This window comes from Mesorhizobium sp. P2_F5 (genome assembly GCF_056403715.1).
Genome location: NZ_JBFUEY010000024.1, coordinates 1 through 15,461 on the forward strand (window position 1 = coordinate 1; position 15,461 = coordinate 15,461).

At 63.9% G+C, this 15,461-nt stretch carries 14 protein-coding genes and 2 pseudogenes; 11 read left to right on the plus strand and 5 right to left on the minus strand.

The window, feature by feature from the left end:
- On the minus strand, window positions 1–1,087 hold a 1,087-nt coding region (locus AC1DYO_RS26525), incomplete at its 3' end, for an ISAs1 family transposase (protein ID WP_477267377.1).
- Window positions 1,088–1,162: 75 nt separating this feature from the next.
- Between AC1DYO_RS26525 and AC1DYO_RS26530 the strand changes: the two genes are divergently transcribed.
- A complete protein-coding gene (locus tag AC1DYO_RS26530; RefSeq protein WP_477267378.1) occupies window positions 1,163–1,654 on the plus strand; it encodes a hypothetical protein in 492 nt (163 codons plus the stop codon).
- A 146-nt stretch (window positions 1,655–1,800) separates the two neighbouring features.
- Here AC1DYO_RS26530 and AC1DYO_RS26535 read toward each other — a convergent pair.
- Window positions 1,801–2,250, minus strand: a pseudogene (locus AC1DYO_RS26535) (NADAR family protein); the annotation flags it as partial.
- 59 nt (window positions 2,251–2,309) lie between these two features.
- Here AC1DYO_RS26535 and AC1DYO_RS26540 point away from each other — a divergent pair.
- The 9 genes and pseudogenes from AC1DYO_RS26540 to AC1DYO_RS26580 form a co-directional block, all read left to right on the plus strand.
- The gene (locus tag AC1DYO_RS26540; protein WP_477267379.1) at window positions 2,310–2,801 is read left to right on the plus strand and encodes a hypothetical protein; all 492 of its coding nucleotides are present in this window, start codon (window positions 2,310–2,312) and stop codon (window positions 2,799–2,801) included.
- Window positions 2,802–2,999: 198 nt separating this feature from the next.
- Window positions 3,000–3,602 (plus strand): CDP-alcohol phosphatidyltransferase family protein, encoded by a 603-nt coding sequence (locus tag AC1DYO_RS26545; protein WP_477267380.1) that lies wholly within the window; start codon window positions 3,000–3,002, stop codon window positions 3,600–3,602.
- Window positions 3,603–3,643: 41 nt separating this feature from the next.
- On the plus strand, window positions 3,644–5,425 hold the full coding sequence (locus tag AC1DYO_RS26550) for a bifunctional alpha/beta hydrolase/class I SAM-dependent methyltransferase (RefSeq protein ID WP_477267451.1): 1,782 nt from the start codon (window positions 3,644–3,646) through the stop codon (window positions 5,423–5,425).
- 4 nt (window positions 5,426–5,429) lie between these two features.
- Window positions 5,430–6,776, plus strand: a complete 1,347-nt coding sequence (locus tag AC1DYO_RS26555) for a phosphatase PAP2/dual specificity phosphatase family protein (RefSeq protein WP_477267381.1) — start codon at window positions 5,430–5,432, stop codon at window positions 6,774–6,776.
- Between the two features lie 10 nt (window positions 6,777–6,786).
- A complete protein-coding gene (locus AC1DYO_RS26560) occupies window positions 6,787–7,221 on the plus strand; it encodes a hypothetical protein (RefSeq protein WP_477267382.1) in 435 nt (144 codons plus the stop codon).
- A gap of 3 nt (window positions 7,222–7,224) precedes the next feature.
- Window positions 7,225–7,893, plus strand: coding sequence for a lysophospholipid acyltransferase family protein (locus AC1DYO_RS26565; protein ID WP_477267383.1), 669 nt, complete (start codon window positions 7,225–7,227; stop codon window positions 7,891–7,893).
- 40 nt (window positions 7,894–7,933) lie between these two features.
- Entirely contained in the window at window positions 7,934–8,860 is a 927-nt protein-coding gene (locus AC1DYO_RS26570) for a phosphatidate cytidylyltransferase (protein ID WP_477267452.1), read from the plus strand.
- Between the two features lie 124 nt (window positions 8,861–8,984).
- Complete coding sequence (locus tag AC1DYO_RS26575) at window positions 8,985–9,728, plus strand: hypothetical protein (RefSeq protein ID WP_477267384.1); 744 nt, start codon at window positions 8,985–8,987, stop codon at window positions 9,726–9,728.
- A gap of 57 nt (window positions 9,729–9,785) precedes the next feature.
- Window positions 9,786–9,890 (plus strand): annotated as a pseudogene (locus AC1DYO_RS26580) (phosphatidate cytidylyltransferase); the annotation flags it as partial.
- Window positions 9,891–9,915: 25 nt separating this feature from the next.
- Here AC1DYO_RS26580 and AC1DYO_RS26585 read toward each other — a convergent pair.
- Window positions 9,916–11,460 carry an acid phosphatase gene (locus AC1DYO_RS26585; protein ID WP_477267385.1) on the minus strand — a complete coding sequence of 515 codons (1,545 nt, stop codon included), beginning with the start codon at window positions 11,458–11,460 and terminating at the stop codon, window positions 9,916–9,918.
- A gap of 207 nt (window positions 11,461–11,667) precedes the next feature.
- Between AC1DYO_RS26585 and AC1DYO_RS26590 the strand changes: the two genes are divergently transcribed.
- The gene (locus AC1DYO_RS26590; protein ID WP_477267386.1) at window positions 11,668–12,951 is read left to right on the plus strand and encodes a cytochrome-c peroxidase; all 1,284 of its coding nucleotides are present in this window, start codon (window positions 11,668–11,670) and stop codon (window positions 12,949–12,951) included.
- Between the two features lie 27 nt (window positions 12,952–12,978).
- On the opposite strand, the gene AC1DYO_RS26595 is transcribed toward AC1DYO_RS26590, so the two are convergent.
- Both AC1DYO_RS26595 and AC1DYO_RS26600 read right to left on the minus strand, forming a co-directional pair.
- The gene (locus AC1DYO_RS26595) at window positions 12,979–14,589 is read right to left on the minus strand and encodes an FGGY-family carbohydrate kinase (RefSeq protein ID WP_477267387.1); all 1,611 of its coding nucleotides are present in this window, start codon (window positions 14,587–14,589) and stop codon (window positions 12,979–12,981) included.
- 121 nt (window positions 14,590–14,710) lie between these two features.
- The gene (locus AC1DYO_RS26600) at window positions 14,711–15,439 is read right to left on the minus strand and encodes an SDR family oxidoreductase (RefSeq protein ID WP_477267388.1); all 729 of its coding nucleotides are present in this window, start codon (window positions 15,437–15,439) and stop codon (window positions 14,711–14,713) included.
- Window positions 15,440–15,461 lie beyond the last annotated feature (22 nt).

The window sequence follows — 15,461 nt, forward strand, 5'->3', positions numbered from 1 at the left end:
TAAAGAGCTCATAGAAGAAATCTTTGCTCCAGTTTGCCCGTCGCATTTTGCTGGCGATAGGTTTGTCGAGTGGATGAGCCGTCAAGATGTTTTGCGCGAGCCTGCGGATGACGGCCAGGTTTTGTGGCGCATTGTCCTTACGGGTACGGGCGTCGTCCTCGTGGAAGACGACATCGAGGCTCCAGTGCAACTGGTTTTCGATCGTCCAGTGGGCACGAACCGTCTCAGCCAATTTCCTAGGCGTCAGCACCTTGGAGAGCGCGATATAGCGGACCGATGCGGCCGTCTTGCCATCGGCGGGAGTGCGCAGCGCCTCTATGCGGCCGATGGCCTTGAGGCCGGGAAAGGCCGGCGGCTCGCTAAGCCCGGCAAGCGGCAACACACTGGCGCGGCGCACTTCGGTGCGGCCRTGAGCGCTCTCACGTGTCTCGAAGCAGTCAACCGCATCGGCCTGCGCGAAGCTTCTCTCAGCCGCTGCAAACAAGCGGCCTCGGTTGGCCTTCAGCCCAAGGGCGTAGTGCGCCTTCTTCGCAATCAGCGCCTTGGCCGTCTCGGGTCGGCAATGCAAGGCGTCGGCCGTGACCGTGCAGCCCTTGAGATCCAGGCTCTTCAGCAGCGCCAGCGTCGCGGCGACTTCGTTGGAGGCCGGCGCTCGCATTGCCGCAATCGCCACCCTGGTCTCGGCATCCCAGACGCTCACCATCAGTGGCGGCATGAAAGCACGGCCCTTCTCGTAGCCGCGCCTGAGCGCCTTGCCGTCGATGGCCACCACGCCACGCGACGGACCAAGCCCAAGCTCGCGCCGCAGCGCCAAAACGAAAGCGCTCAGCGCCGCCGACAACTCCTCGGGATCAATCAGTCGGAACACCCGGCTGAACGTATCGTGGCTCGGACACCCATGCTTCAACTCGACGATCTCTTTGAGTTCGTCTTCCCGACCCTCCACGAACTCTGCAATATCTACGCAGCTTTTGGCTCCGCACAGCGTTGCCGCCAACGCCACAAACAGAACCTCCGCAAGATTATGCCGTGCATTGATGTCGCGCGGATCGCGTACTTCTCGCAGGATCGACAAAACCAACGGCACTGCGGCCTCCTCTGCTTCGAGAAAGCCTCTCGTGTTCCGGGCTGCGGATGCCTCGATGGCCTGGGAGGGGCAGTCATGAGAAGCGGATTGACGAAATTCATCGTGGCCGTCGCGGCACTGCAGGCCATGCAGCCGGCATTTGCGGCGCCGTGCAACTGGACCGCAGAAATGGAGGAGGATGAAGGCGGCAGCGTGCTGACGGCTTCGGTGTGCGGCGGGCCGAAGGCCGATGCGCATCTGATGCTGGTCTGTTTCGACAAGCCGGTGCTGAGCTACGATCTCGGCACCGCTGGCCAGCAGCTGGAGCCCGGCATCAGCGGCTCCTTCACCTTCAAGGGCGGCGACAAGAGCGTGACGAAGAAACTCGACCTCGAGGCGATGTACAATTATTTCACGACCGAACTGAGCAAGGGCGACCCCCTGCTTGCCTTGCTGCGCGGCAAGGGCGACGTCACGGTTACGGCCGACAAATATGGCGAGAACAGTTTTCCGCTGACCGGCTCGAGTGCCGCCATCGGCAAGGTGCTGGCGCAGTGTGGCAAAGGTTCAGCCGGCGACGCAGACTGAGCCTCCTCTACTTTCGACCGCGCAGCCTGTCCCTCGCCTCCATCAGGGCGAAGCCAAGCAGGTTTTCGCCGCGCCACAACAGCGGGTTGCCGGCGCTCGTCATCGGCGGCCAGGCCAATGCCCCAGATCCGGTCGACCGGGCTTGCCTCGACCGGAACCTGATCGCCGGTCGACAGCAGAAACGCGCTGAGCGCCTTGTGCTGCCGGAATTTCTCAAAACTCCCCTCGGTGACGAGGCGGTATTTCTCCGCATCCCACCGCGCCGCATCGAAGCGGCTGACTTGCCGTCCGAGCTGCTTGGCCTGCCTGGGGCTGCCCGCGCTGAGGATCTGCGTTGCCGTCTGATCGTCGCCGAACAGGCGCGCCTTGCCGGCCATCATCCAGTGCTCGGCGGTCGGATAGGTCAGGCCGCCGACGCTGAACGGCGCCGGCCACCACTGGCTGAGGCAGGACGTGGTGATGCGTCCGTCCTTCGACGGCTGGTGTCCCCAGAAGAACAGCAGCTTCGCGCGGGATTTTGCGCGGAAGGCTGCTTCGAGCCACGAACGATCGTAGGTCATGGGAACGCCCTTTGAGTCCTCGGATATTTGACCCATGTCCGCGACCAATCGAATTCGCTAAAATCGAGTCTGACGAGAAATCTGGATACAACAGAATGGACATTCCGGACAGCATGAAGGCCGAGCTGGGAGCCTGGAACAATGGCGACGGCATCGATTTGCAAGGCTGGGTTTGCTGCGAAGGCCGATTTGCGCTCGCGGTAGGATACAGCACCGTCTTCTGGCCGGAGTTCACAGAGTTCGAAGGCTACGTGCTGATGAAAGGGTTCAGCGAGGAGGGTCTGAGAAGTTTCGAACACAACCCCAAGGCCACACGAGAATCCGTCGAAGCGGTGATGAACCACCTGCACATAGCCGACATTCAGGCCTACGCCGCCGCCGACATCTCGCGCGACAAGCTGGTGTTCCTCGGCTCGATCCTCAAGGAGATCTACCAGGCCAAGCTGCAGTGGCAGTTTCCGAACCGAAGGTTTGTCGTCGAGTTTTTCACTCCCGATTCCGAAGACCTGCCCGATTCCGAAGATCTGTATGACTATCAGCTGACTTTCTGGCAGGCAGATCAAGAGCAGCAAAGTCAAAGCGTGTGACCTTGGCCCCAATTCATCAAGCTGTGTAGATCGGATTTGAAGGCGCCACCTCGCCCTGCGAAACGCCGTTGCACCGGCAGCGGAAGCACTGAGGGAGTTCGTTCGCCGGTGTAGAACCCCTCCCCGCCCCTTGCGTCTTACCCCGCGATTGACCAATCTCGCCGACACTGTCATGAGCCGCGGTCGGGGGGATCGCATATGCCTACGCTCTATGCACTGAAACCGGCCTTTCAGGCCAGGTTGCGGCCGCTGGCCGACCGGCTGGCCGGCGCCGGCGTCACCGCCAACCAGATCACGCTTCTCGCCGCCGCGCTGTCCATCGCCACCAGCCTAGTGGTCGTCGTCCTTGCCAGCTATCCCTTGGTTTTCCTTTTGATGCCGGTGGTGCTGTTCGTGCGCATGGCGCTCAACGCCATCGACGGGATGCTGGCCAGGGAACATGCACAGGCCTCAAAGCTCGGCATGTATCTCAACGAACTCTGCGACGTCGTCTCCGACCTAGCGCTGATCCTGGCCTTTGCCACCTTGTTTCCGGCCTGGGGTGTCGTCGCCTTCGCCATCGCGGCCATGCTTGCCGAGTTCGCCGGCGTGCTCGGTGTCGCCGCCGGCAGCGGGCGCAACTATGCCGGGCCGTTCGGCAAGAGCGACCGGGCGCTGGCGCTCGGCGTCATCGCGTTCCTCATCGCCTGCGGCCTGTGGGTCGAGACGATCGCGCCCTTTGTGTTTCCGGTCTTGGCTACACTGACTGTGGTAACCGCCATCAACCGGATACGCGGCGGCCTTAGAGCGGACGGCACCTGATGCCCAAGCGTCAGCAGCCCGACCGCCAGGGAGAAACCATGATCCACCAGACCATCGCCGCAGCAGCACCGGCAAGCCTCGAGCGCGTGGCGCAGGAGCGCACCTTCAAAACTCACGACGGCACCGAGATCTTCTACCGCGACTGGCCGGCCGTCGGGCCGACTCCCAAGGGCGCGATCCTGCTGTTCCATCGCGGCCACGAGCATGGCGGACGCATGGCGCATCTGGTCGACGAGCTCGCCATGCCCGACCATGCCTTCTACGCCTGGGACGCGCGCGGCAATGGCCGCTCGGCCGGCGAGCGCGGCTATGCCCCCTCCTTTGCCGCCCTGGTGCGCGACATCGACTGCCTGGTCCGCGAGATGGGCAAAGACGGTTTTGGCCAGCACGACATCGCACTGATCGCGCAATCCTTCGGCGCGGTTCTCGCCGCCGCCTGGGTGCATGACTATGCGCCCGACATCCGCGCGCTGGTGGTTGCCTCGCCGGCCTTTTCAGTCAAGCTTTACGTACCCTTCGCCAAGGAGGGCATTGCGCTGTGGCAGAAGCTCAAGGGCCGCTTCTTCGTCAATTCCTACGTCAAGGCGAAGTTCCTGACTCATGATGCCGAGCGCATCGCCTCCTTCGACGCCGATCAGCTGATCACCCGGCCGATCGCGTCCAACATCCTGGTCGAACTCTACGACCATGCCGCCCGCATCGTCTCGGACGCCCGCGCCATCACCGTGCCGACGCAGCTCCTGATCTCCGGCGCCGACTGGGTGGTGCGGCATGGACCGCAGCACGAGTTCTTCGTCAATCTCGGCAGCAGCGCCAAGGAGCGGCATGTGCTGCCCGGCTTCTTCCACGACACGCTGGGCGAGCGCGGCCGCAAGCAGGCGCTCGACCTGATCCGGCCGTTCCTCGAAAAGCAGTTCGCAGCGCCGGAGAAGACGATCGACCTGACCTCAGCCGACCGCGTCGGCTACACCCGCGACGAGGCCGAGAAGCTGGCCTCGCCGCTGGCGCTGCTGTCGCCAAAAGGCCTTTACTGGGCGATGAGCCGTGCCTCGATCCGCATGGGCGCCTGGCTGTCGTCGGGGATGAAGACAGGCATTGCCACCGGCTTCGATTCCGGCTCGACGCTCGACTATGTCTACGAGAACGACGCGCGCGGCACCGGCTTCATCGGCCGCATGATCGACCGCACCTTCCTCGACGCCATCGGCTGGCGCGGCATCCGCCAGCGCAAGCTGCATCTCGAAGAATTGATCGGCAACGCTGTCGCCAGCCTGAAGGCCGCAGGCCGCCCCGTCCACATGCTCGACATCGCCGCAGGTCACGGTCGCTATGTGCTCGATGCCGTGGCCAAATGCACCGAGCCACCGGCAAGCGTGCGGCTACAGGACTATTCCGAGCTCAATGTCGGGCTCGGCTCGAAGCTGATCGCAGAGCGGAATCTGCCGACCAGCGTTACCTTCCACCAGGCCGATGCCTTCGATGCCAAAATGCTGGCCGGGCTAGAACCGGCGCCGGACCTCGCCATCGTCTCCGGCCTCTACGAATTGTTCGCCGACAATGCGATGATTTCGCGCTCGCTCGGCGGGTTGGCCAGCACCATGCAGCCCGGCAGCCTGCTGATCTACACCAACCAGCCATGGCATCCGCAGCTGGAGATGATCGCGCGCAGCCTGACCTCGCATCGCGGCGGCCAGGCCTGGGTGATGCGGCGGCGCACGCAAGGCGAGATGGACCAGCTGGTGATGGCGGCCGGTTTCGAGAAGATCGACCAGCGCATCGACCAATGGGGCATCTTCACCGTTTCAGTCGCACGGCGCGTCTGAAACGATGGCGCTGGCTGCCACCGACCCTGCCCCTGCCCCGGCGCGGGAACCCTATTCCGGTATCGTGCTGAGGGCCGCCCTCTGGCTGGCCCTGCTGGCGCCGTTCTTCTATTCGACCTATGGCTTCGCCAACTGGCTGGCATCGCGGCGCGACCATGTCGGCAGCATCGTTTTTGCCTGGGAACACGCCATTCCCTTCCTCGCCTGGACGATCGTGCCCTACTGGTCGATCAATCTGTTCTACGGCCTGTCGCTGCTGCTCAACACGAGCAGGCGCGGCGCCGACCGTCTCGCCGGCCGCTATCTCACGGCGCAGATCATTGCCGTCTCCTGCTTCGTCCTGTTTCCGCTGACGGCGACCTTCGTGCGGCCGACAACCACCGGCCTGCCGGGTTTTCTCTTCGCGGTGCTCGGCGGTTTCGACAAACCGTTCAACCAGGCGCCATCCCTGCACATCGCGCTCCTGGTGATCATCTGGGATCACTGGCGTCACGTTATCGCACGCCACCGTCTCGGCGCCATTCTCGGACCCGTCTGGCACGTCTGGTGCTTCCTCATCGGCGCTTCGGTGCTGACGACATGGCAGCATCATTTCATCGACATTCCGACCGGCGCGCTGCTCGGCCTCTTTGCGCTGTGGCTGTTTCCTGCGAAAGGCGAATTGCCGTTCTGGGGCTTCCGACCGAGCACCGACCCAAAGGCGCGGCGACTGGCGGGATATTATGCGCTCGGTGCCGCCCTCGCCCTGGCGGCCGCTGCCGCGGGCGCCTCCTTCTCCGCCGTCTCGTTCATCCTGTTGTGGCCGTCGCTCGCGTTGGCCATCGTCGCGTTCGCCTATGCCGGGGCCGGCGCCAAAGTGTTCCAGAAGGCAGCCGATGGCGGCGTCTCGCTTGCCAGTCGCATCCTGCTCCTGCCCTACCGGCTTGGCGCCCGGATCAATGTGTGGGCGTGGACCCGCCAGTTGATGCCGCAAGCGGAGATCACCGACGGCGTTTTCTTCGGCCGGTTTCCCACCGCCGGAGAGGCCAACCGCTTCGGCACGGTGATCGATCTTGCCGGCGAGATGGAACGGCCACGCGGCGTCACCTGCCGTTGGATCAGCTACGCCACGCTCGACCTCGTGGAGCCGCCGCATGACAGGCTGGAGCGAGCGGTGGCGGCGATCGAGCTGGCGCGCCGGCGCGGCACCGTACTGGTCTGCTGCGCGCTCGGCTTCCAGCGCAGTGCGGCAATCGTCGCCGACTGGCTGGTGGTGACCGGCCGCTCGCACACAGCCGCACAGGCGCGCAACAAACTCGCCGCGTCGGGCAGGCCCGTGCATCTTCACAGCGGGCTGGAAGAACCGACATGAGTGGACCGGCATGAACGACGAGGCCTATCACGACAAGGCAGAGGCTTTCGCCGCCGGGCTGATGGTGCAGGCGGTGTGGCCGATCCTGCTGGTGGTGGCCGCCGTAATGGCGGCGCCGATCATCGGCCTGGTGGCCGGGCCGCAGGCGACCGCGCTGTCGGCGGCGGCCTGGCTGGTCGCGGCGGCGAGTGCCGTGAGCACGCTGGCTCTTTCGGCCTTGCTTTTATTCGACGCGCTGCTGTTCCGGCTGATGGCCAGCCACGCCAGCGAGGCCGCCGGCGGCGCCGTGGTCGACGATGTACTGGCGCGCATGCGCCTGAAGCCCACCCCTGCCGGCGGCCGGTCGCTCGACCATCGCATGGCAGGCACACGCCGCCTGCTGACAAGGCAGCGCATGGCGCTCGCCGTGTTTGCGGCGGCATCCCTTTTCGCAGCGTTTGTTTGAGCCATGACAAAACTTCACCTTCGCGCCAACACCTTCACCTTGCTGCAGACGGTGACCTCGGTCGGCCTGTCGGCGGCGGCCTGGGTGGTGACCGGTGTGCGGCCGATCTGGAACGGCAGCCAGCCGTCGGAGCGCCAGCGCATCTACTTTGCCAACCATGCCAGCCATGGCGACTTCATCCTGCTGTCGGCCTGTCTCAGCGAAAAGGTGCGCGCTCGCACGCATGCCGTCGCTGCGGCCGAATATTGGGGCAAGTCGCGGCTGCGCCGCTTCATTGCCGAGGACATGCTGTCTTCCGTGCTCATCCACCGGCAATGGACCGACGAGACGCAGAACCCGATCTCGATCATGCTGTCGGTGCTCGATGATGGCCATTCGCTGATCCTGTTTCCGGAGGGCACACGCAACACGACGAAGGCGGATCTGCTGCCGTTCCGCTCCGGTCTCTACAATCTGTCGATGGCGCGGCCCGATGTCGAACTCATCCCGTGCTGGATCGAGAACATGTCGCGCGTGCTGCCCAAGGGCCAGTTCCTGCCGGTGCCGCTTCTGTGCCGCGTCGTCTTCGGTCCGCCGGTGGCGATAGGTCCTGGCGAAGAGCGCCGCGCCTTCCTTGAGCGCGCGCGCCAGACGCTGCTGTCGCTCGACCCGCGCCCCGATCGGGACGACTAGCCATGACCAGCCAAAGAGACTTCGCATGACCCTGCCGCCAATGCATGAGACGGTCATCCTGCTGGTCGGCCTGATCTGCGTGCTGACCACGGCGAGCATCGTTGCCGGCACCCTGTCGTGGCGGGCGCCGAAGCCGCTGCCCTCGACGCTCGTCAACCTCAACCAGCGCATCAATGCCTGGTGGGTGATGGTGGTGGCGATCACCGTTGCCTTCTTCTTCGGCCGCACCGGCATGACCATCCTGTTTGCGCTGATTTCGTTTGCGGCGCTGCGCGAATTCGTGACGCTGACGCACAGCCGGCGCAGCGACCACTGGGTGTTGCTCGGCATGTTCGGCATCATCATCCCCTTCCAGTACTGGCTGGTGTGGACCGCCTGGTATGGGCTGTTCACCATCTTCATCCCGGTCTACTGCTTCCTCTTGATGCCGGCGATCACGGCGCTCAACGGCGACACCGAGCGCTTCCTCGAGCGCGTGTCGGCGCAGCAATGGGCGGTCATGATCTCGGTCTACTGCGTCAGCCATGTTCCGGCGCTGCTGACGCTCAACGTGCCCGAAGGTCGCAATCTCCTGCTCATCGCCTTCCTGATCATCACCGTGCAAGGCAGCGACGTGCTGCAATACATTTTCGGCAAGCTGTTCGGCCGACATCTGCTGTCGCCCTCCGTCTCGCCGTCAAAGACCTGGGAAGGGCTGATCGGCGGACTGGTCGCGTCGAGCCTGCTCGGTGCGTTGTTGTCGTTCCTGACGCCGTTCTCGCCGCTGGCGGCGGCAGGCGTCGCCTTCATCGCCTGCCTGATGGGATTTCTCGGCGGGCTGGTCGCGTCGGCCATCAAGCGCGACCAGGGGGTCAAGGACTGGGGCCATTTGATCGAGGGCCATGGCGGCATGATGGACCGCGCCGACAGCCTGGTCTTTGCCGCCCCCGTGTTCTTCCACATCGTCCGCTATTTCTGGACGGTGTGAGGGGGAGCACTTAGACGCCTCTATGCCTAAACCTTAATACAGATTTGACTGGCGATTTCACTCTAAGCTCTGCTAAGCCTCGTGCACTGGAGATTGCTGGCGCTTTGCTTGGCGGGTGGGAGTGATGACTTACAAGGCGCGCCAGATATGGTTTTGCGCGGCGCTCTCGTTGGCGTTGTTGAGCAACCCCGCGTGGTCAGCTGAAAAAAATGGTAGTCGTGAGCCGGCCGCCAAAGACGCAGCTCTTGGCTATCTACGATCGCTGCCGCACGACGGGAAAATCTACGTTTGGCCAACATGGCGTCGGCCATACGAAGTTGTAGCGGCTCATCTGAACGTAAGCAGTTCGATCGAGCGATATAAAGTCCTCAGGGGCGATCTAAATGGTCTTTTCCCGGCCTTCGGTACGGCCCAAATTTCCATAATCGCTGCCGACGGCGCAAACTGGCAAAACGATATAACGTCAGCCTTAGCCAACTCCGCCCTGCTGCCATCCTACAAGGACTTCGTTGCAACAGCGAAGGTTGGCCAAAACGGATGTACCGCATATAAATTTCTTAGCAGAGGCACCTGGGCTTCCGTAGGAGTCATCCTCATAGACGAGGCCATCTTCCGCGAAAAAGCGGAGGCAATGCTTGATGGTTGCGTCCACACCGCGCTTGATTATTTGCAGGGCTTTCCGACGAGGGATAGGTACTTCGATTACCTGACACTTCCTGATGCGACGATTCGGGGCTTGGTGATTGAAGCGATTTACAAATGTGCTGCCGAAGAAGTAGACGGAACTCCGGAGCCAGAAGAAAGAACCAAGGATGGTTTGGCGCCACTTCCTTCGCTAGATTGCATCACGGCCAAGGTGGCTGAATAGGGTTGGCCAATTTTCTCTGGCAAGCTGGTGGGCCGGCCGTCAAGTGCGACCAAGCCGGGCCATCTCGTCGAAGGCCATGGCGGCATGATGGATCGCGCCGACAGCCTGGTCTTCGCCGCGCCCGTGTTCTTTCACATCGTCCGCTATTTCTGGACGGTGTGAAAGAACAGGTCCGGTCTGGATTGGCCTACCGACTAAGATCGAGCGCCGCGCTCAGATCGCCCATCGGCGGCTGGTCGTTGTTGCGCAGCGCCTTGTCGCGGGCGACGATGCCGGGCAGCACCGGCAGATCGTAACGCGCGGTGATGAAGCGCAGAATCGACGTGGTGTCGTATTGCGTGTGATCGACCATGCCCATCCTGGCATAGGGCGAGATGATGAAGGCCGGGATGCGGTTGCCCGGGCCCCAGCGGTCGGCCTTGGGCGGCGCGACATGATCCCAGAAGCCGCCATTCTCGTCATAGGTGACGACAACCAGCATATGCGGCCATTGCGGGCTCTTCTCGAGATGCGCGACGAGGTCGGCCAGATGCTGGTCGCCTGAGGTGACATCGGCATAGCCGCTGTGCTCGTTGAGGTTGCCCTGCGGCTTGTAGAAGGACACGGCGGGCAGCTTGCCGTCGTCGATCGCCTTGATGAACTCGGTGCCGCCAAGGCCGCCGTCTCTCAGGTGTTCGGCGCGGGCGGCCGTGCCCGGCGCATAAGCCGCGAAATAGTTGAAGGGCTGGTGATGGAACTGGAAGTTCGGCACCGGCGTCGCATTCTTGCCGTCGAGTGTGGCCTGCCAGGCGCCGGCATACCAGGCCCAGTCGACGCCCTTTAGCGACAGCAGGTCACCGATGGTGATGTCGTGCTGTGGCGGCAGCGTGGTCGGCTGCGCCGGGTCGGCAAGTGCTGCGTCACCGCCTGCGACCGGCTTGTTGTTGCTCGGCTGGTAGGGCGGCTGCATGGTGTTGACGGCGTAGAAATCGGGTGTGATGGCGCCGTCACTGACGAATTTCGGCACGCCGCCGAGTGCCGAAGGCGGCGAATTGTCGGCGATCTTGAGCGTCTTGCCATCGGCGTCGACGACGGCGATCTGGTCCTTGACCGGGCTCTTGTCGGCGTTGGGATAGACCGGCACGCAGGCGCAGGCGAGCATGAAATGGTTGAGGAAGGAACCGCCAAAGGCGCCCTGGAAGAAATTGTCGGCCAGCACGTATTTCTTGCCGACCGCCCACATCGGCAGCACCGAGCCGTCATAATGGCCCATGACGAGACCGCCGGAATCGGCCCAGGCGACGAACTTGTCGTTCTTGCCGCCGTCGATCTGCATCTGCTCCTGGTAGAAGCGATGCCAAAGATCATGGGTGATGACCCCGGTATTCTCGTTAAAACCCTTGGGATCGTCGATGGCGAAGACGGCATTGGCGAGATGCGCGGTCTGTGCTTCCGTCACCGCCGGCGTCACGCCCTTGCCGGTGAGTCCACCCCAGGCCGGCGGCAATTCGGTCAGCGGTTGGCCGTCGCGGTCGAGCTGGCGCGCCTGGCTGGCCGTCACATTCGACAGGCCGTTGGCGCCGGGAAAGCCGCCATAGAGGTTATCGAAGCTGCGGTTCTCGGCATAGATGACGACGACCGTATCGATCTTGTCATAGCCGGCGGGCGCGGCATGAACGGCGCCTGCCGCGACAAGGGGGGCAAGGGCCGAGCCGGCTAGATAGAGGGAAGTGAGGAGCTTGAGCCTCGTCATGATGGAAAACCTCGTGGCTTGGAACAATGGCTGGAGGAGCAGCGCGACAAAACCGGACCTTTTCGCGCGGCACGCCAAATTAGGGCCACCGCCTTGTCACCTTTGTGACGTTTTCCAAGCCGGCGAACACGGTTGCGTGAGCAGGCGGCGCGGTCATCAATCCGTAGCAGTGCGGTTTTAAGCCCGGACGAAACCGGACCGAATGAGATGACGGCGCAACACTGGGCAAGGTGGGGGAAAAGCCGGGCGATCGCCATCGGCGCGGCAGCGCTGCTCAGTCTTGCGGCGCCAGCACGTGCGGCAGGCGCCGACGGCGCCCATCCCGGGCCGATGTCGCGCAGCGACGCCTATGCCAGGGCGGCGGCACTGACCGCGCTCGGCCGCAAGATGTTCTTCGATACGTCGCTGTCCGCGTCGGGCCTGCAGGCTTGCTCGTCCTGCCATGATCCGCATCACGCCTTTGGCCCGGCTTCAGCGGGACCGGTCGAGATGGGCGGACCGGAGATGGACCAGCCGGGACTGCGCGCCGTGCCGTCGCTGCGCTATCTGCAGGCGGTTCCGGCGTTCAGCGAGCATTTCTACGATTCCGAGGACGAGGGCGACGAGAGCGTCGACAATGGTGCCACCGGCGGCCTGACCTGGGACGGCCGCGCCGACCACGGCAAGGACCAGGCGCGGATCCCGCTTTTGTCGCCGTTCGAGATGGCCAACATGGATGGCGATGCCGTCGCCGCTGCCTTGCGCAAGGCCGCCTATGCAGGCGAGATCAAGGTGGTCTTTGGCGAGACTGTCTTCGACCGTCCGGACGATGCTTTCGAGGCCGCCGTCGAGGCGCTCGGCACATTCGAGCAGAGTGCTACAGATTTCTATCCGTACTCCAGCCGCTACGACGCCTTCCTTGCCGGCAAGGCGACGCTGAGCGCACAGGAATTGCACGGGCGCTCCCTGTTCGAGGACGAGACCAAGGGCAATTGTGCCAGCTGCCATCTCAGCGAACCGGCCAATGACGGCGAGCCGCCGCAATTCACCGATTTCGGTTTCCTCGGCATCGGCGTGCCGCGCAATCCGGCCATCCCGGCCAATGCCGATCCGACCTATTTCGACCTCGGCCTGTGCGGTCCGCTGAGGACCGATCTCAAGGGCCGGAGGGAGTATTGCGGCCTGTTTCGCACGCCGACGCTGCGCAACGTAGCGCTGAAGAAGAGCTTCTTCCACAATGGCTATTTCCACACACTGCGCGGGGCGGTCGCCTTCTATGCCAGCCGCGACAGCGATCCCGGCCGCTGGTACCCGAGGAATGCCGACGGTACGGTCCGGCAAAATGACGATCTGCCGAAGGCTTACTGGGCCAATCTCAACCAGGACCCGCCCTTCGGCCGGAAGCCCGGCGGCAAGCCGGCGCTGACCGATCCCGAAATCGACGACATCGTCGCCTTTCTGCAGACATTGACCGATGCCGACCAACTGGCGGGTGCTGCGCGGACGCATTAAGCCTCGATTGCCGGCCTCGCCTCGTGGTCAGTCGCGGATCGCGCGGCCCGCCTGCTGCAGCAGTTCAAAAGCGGCGTAGCGCTTGTCGTGCCAGGGCATGAGATCGCCGCCAGCCGGGCGATAGATATCGCCGATGCGCGACATACCGGTCATCGCGGCAATCACATCCGGATAGGTTCCGGCCGCCACCGCGGCCAATACGGCCGAGCCGAGCAGCACCGGCTCCGGCGAGGTCGAGCCGGCGACGGTCAGCCCTGTGGTGTCAGCCAGCAGTTGGCGCACCAATTCGCTTTGCGCAGCGCCGCCGCTGACAACGATGGTATCGATGGCGATGCCTTTGTTGGCCATCGCCGCCAGGATCTGGCGCACGCCATAGCCGATGCCCAGCAGGCCGGCGACATAGAGCGCGACGAGACTGTCGGGCGACGTGTCCATGCCCAGCCCGGCGATGAGCGCCTTGGCCTCGGGGTCGGCGAAGGGCGAGCGATTGCCGAGGAATTCCGGCACGACATGCAGTCCTTCGGCAAGGCGCGCCGCCGAGGACAGATCGGCGGCTTGCGTTGCCGCCTGCCGGCCCAGCCAGGCCGCGAGGCTGAGCCCTTCCGCCTTGGCTCTTGCGGCTGCCTCTGCCGCAGCCGGATGCAAGCCGATGAGATGATCGATCGCCGCGCCCGCCGCCGACTGACCGCCTTCGTTGAGCCAGAGCCCCGGCACCATCGAGGAGAAATACGGCCCCCAGACACCGGGCACGAAGGACGGCTCGCTGGTGCTGGCCATGGTGCAGGCCGAGGTGCCGAAGACATAGGCCATGCGCGACTGCAGCGTGCCGACCGAACCGGTGCCGCCGACGGTGCCGACACCGCCGGCATGGGCGTCGATCAGGCCGGCTGCGACCGGTGTTCCCGGCAGCAGGCCGAGATTGGCCGCGGCCGCTTCGGTCAGGCCCTTCGCCAGCGCGGTGCCGCCCTCGACCACTTCCGTGCCGATGCGGGCAAAGCCTTCGTCGGCGAGCACGCCGAGGCCAATGGCGCGGAAATAGGCGTCGTCCCAGCGCCGCTCATGGCCGAGATAGGTCCATTTGCAAGTCAGCGTGCAGATCGAGCGTGCCAGGCTGCCGGTAGAGCGCCAGCTCAGATAGTCGGTCAGGTCGAAGAAATGCTCGGCCGCGTCGAAGGTATCGGGCAGGTTTTCCCGCAACCACAAAAGCTTCGGCGTTTCCATCTCCGGCGAAATCGTGCCGCCGACATAGTCGAGCACGGCGTGCTTGCCGGCATTGATCCGCTGCGTCTGGTCGAGTGCACGGTGGTCCATCCAGACGATGATGTTGCGCTGGGCGTCGCCGGAACGGCCGACCGGCAAAGGCGCGCCACCCTGCCCGACGACGACCAGCGAACAGGTGGCGTCGAAGCCGATGCCGGCAATGTCGCGCCCGGCGAGCCCTGACTTCGTCACCGCCTCGCGCACGCTGGCGCAGACCGCGCGCCAGATGTCCTCGCTCGACTGCTCGGCGATTTCACCGGGCTCGAGGAACAGCGCGATGTCGCGCTTGGCCGAGGCGAGCATCGTGCCGTTGATATCGAACACCCCTGCCCTGGCGCTGCCGGTGCCGACGTCGATGCCGAGGAAGTGGGAAGGCATTTGGAACCTCAAGGAATTAGCGAATAGCGAATAGCGAATAGCGAATAGCGAATAGCGAATAGCGAATAGCGAATAGAAATTGCGCCCCCTATTCGCTACTCGCTACTCCCTATTCGCTCTTTTACAAATCATTGCTCTGCGGCAGAATCACCAGATCGCGAATGGTGACGTTCCTCGGCCGCGTCAGCATGAACATCACGGCTTCGGCGACCTCGACCGGCTGAATCAGGCCGCCCTTGGCCAGTTCATCATCGAGCTTATCCTTCGGCCAGTCGCTGATCAGCGCTGTCACCACTGGCCCCGGCTGCACCGCGCCGACGCGCAGGCCGTACGGGGCGACCTGCCGGCGCACCGTGTGGACGAAGGCCTGCACGGCATGTTTGGACGCGGTGTAGATCGGCTCCCAGACCACCGGCACCAGCCCGGCGATCGAGCTTGTGACGATGATGTCACCGGTCTTGCGTCCGACCATATGCGGCAGCACGGCGTGTATGGAGCGGAACACCGCGTTGATGTTGAGGTTCAGCACGCGGTCCCATGTATCGGGATCGCCGTCGAGCACCGGACCGCCGACATAGGCGCCGGCATTGGCGTGGAAGATGTCGAGCTGGCCGGCCCTCTCCAGGATTTGCGGCATCATCGTGGCGACGCTGGACGGCTTCATCAGATCGATCACCAACGGGATCGCGTTGGGGCCGAGTTCGGCGCAGACGCTCTTCAAGGCGTCTTCGGCGCGATCGACGAGCACGACGCGCACACTGGCGGCAATCAGCGCTCGGGCGCATTCCAGCCCGATGCCCGACGCCGCGCCGGTGATCGCCGCGACCTTTCCACTCAAATCCTGAGCCATTCTCTTTGTCCTCGTATTGTCA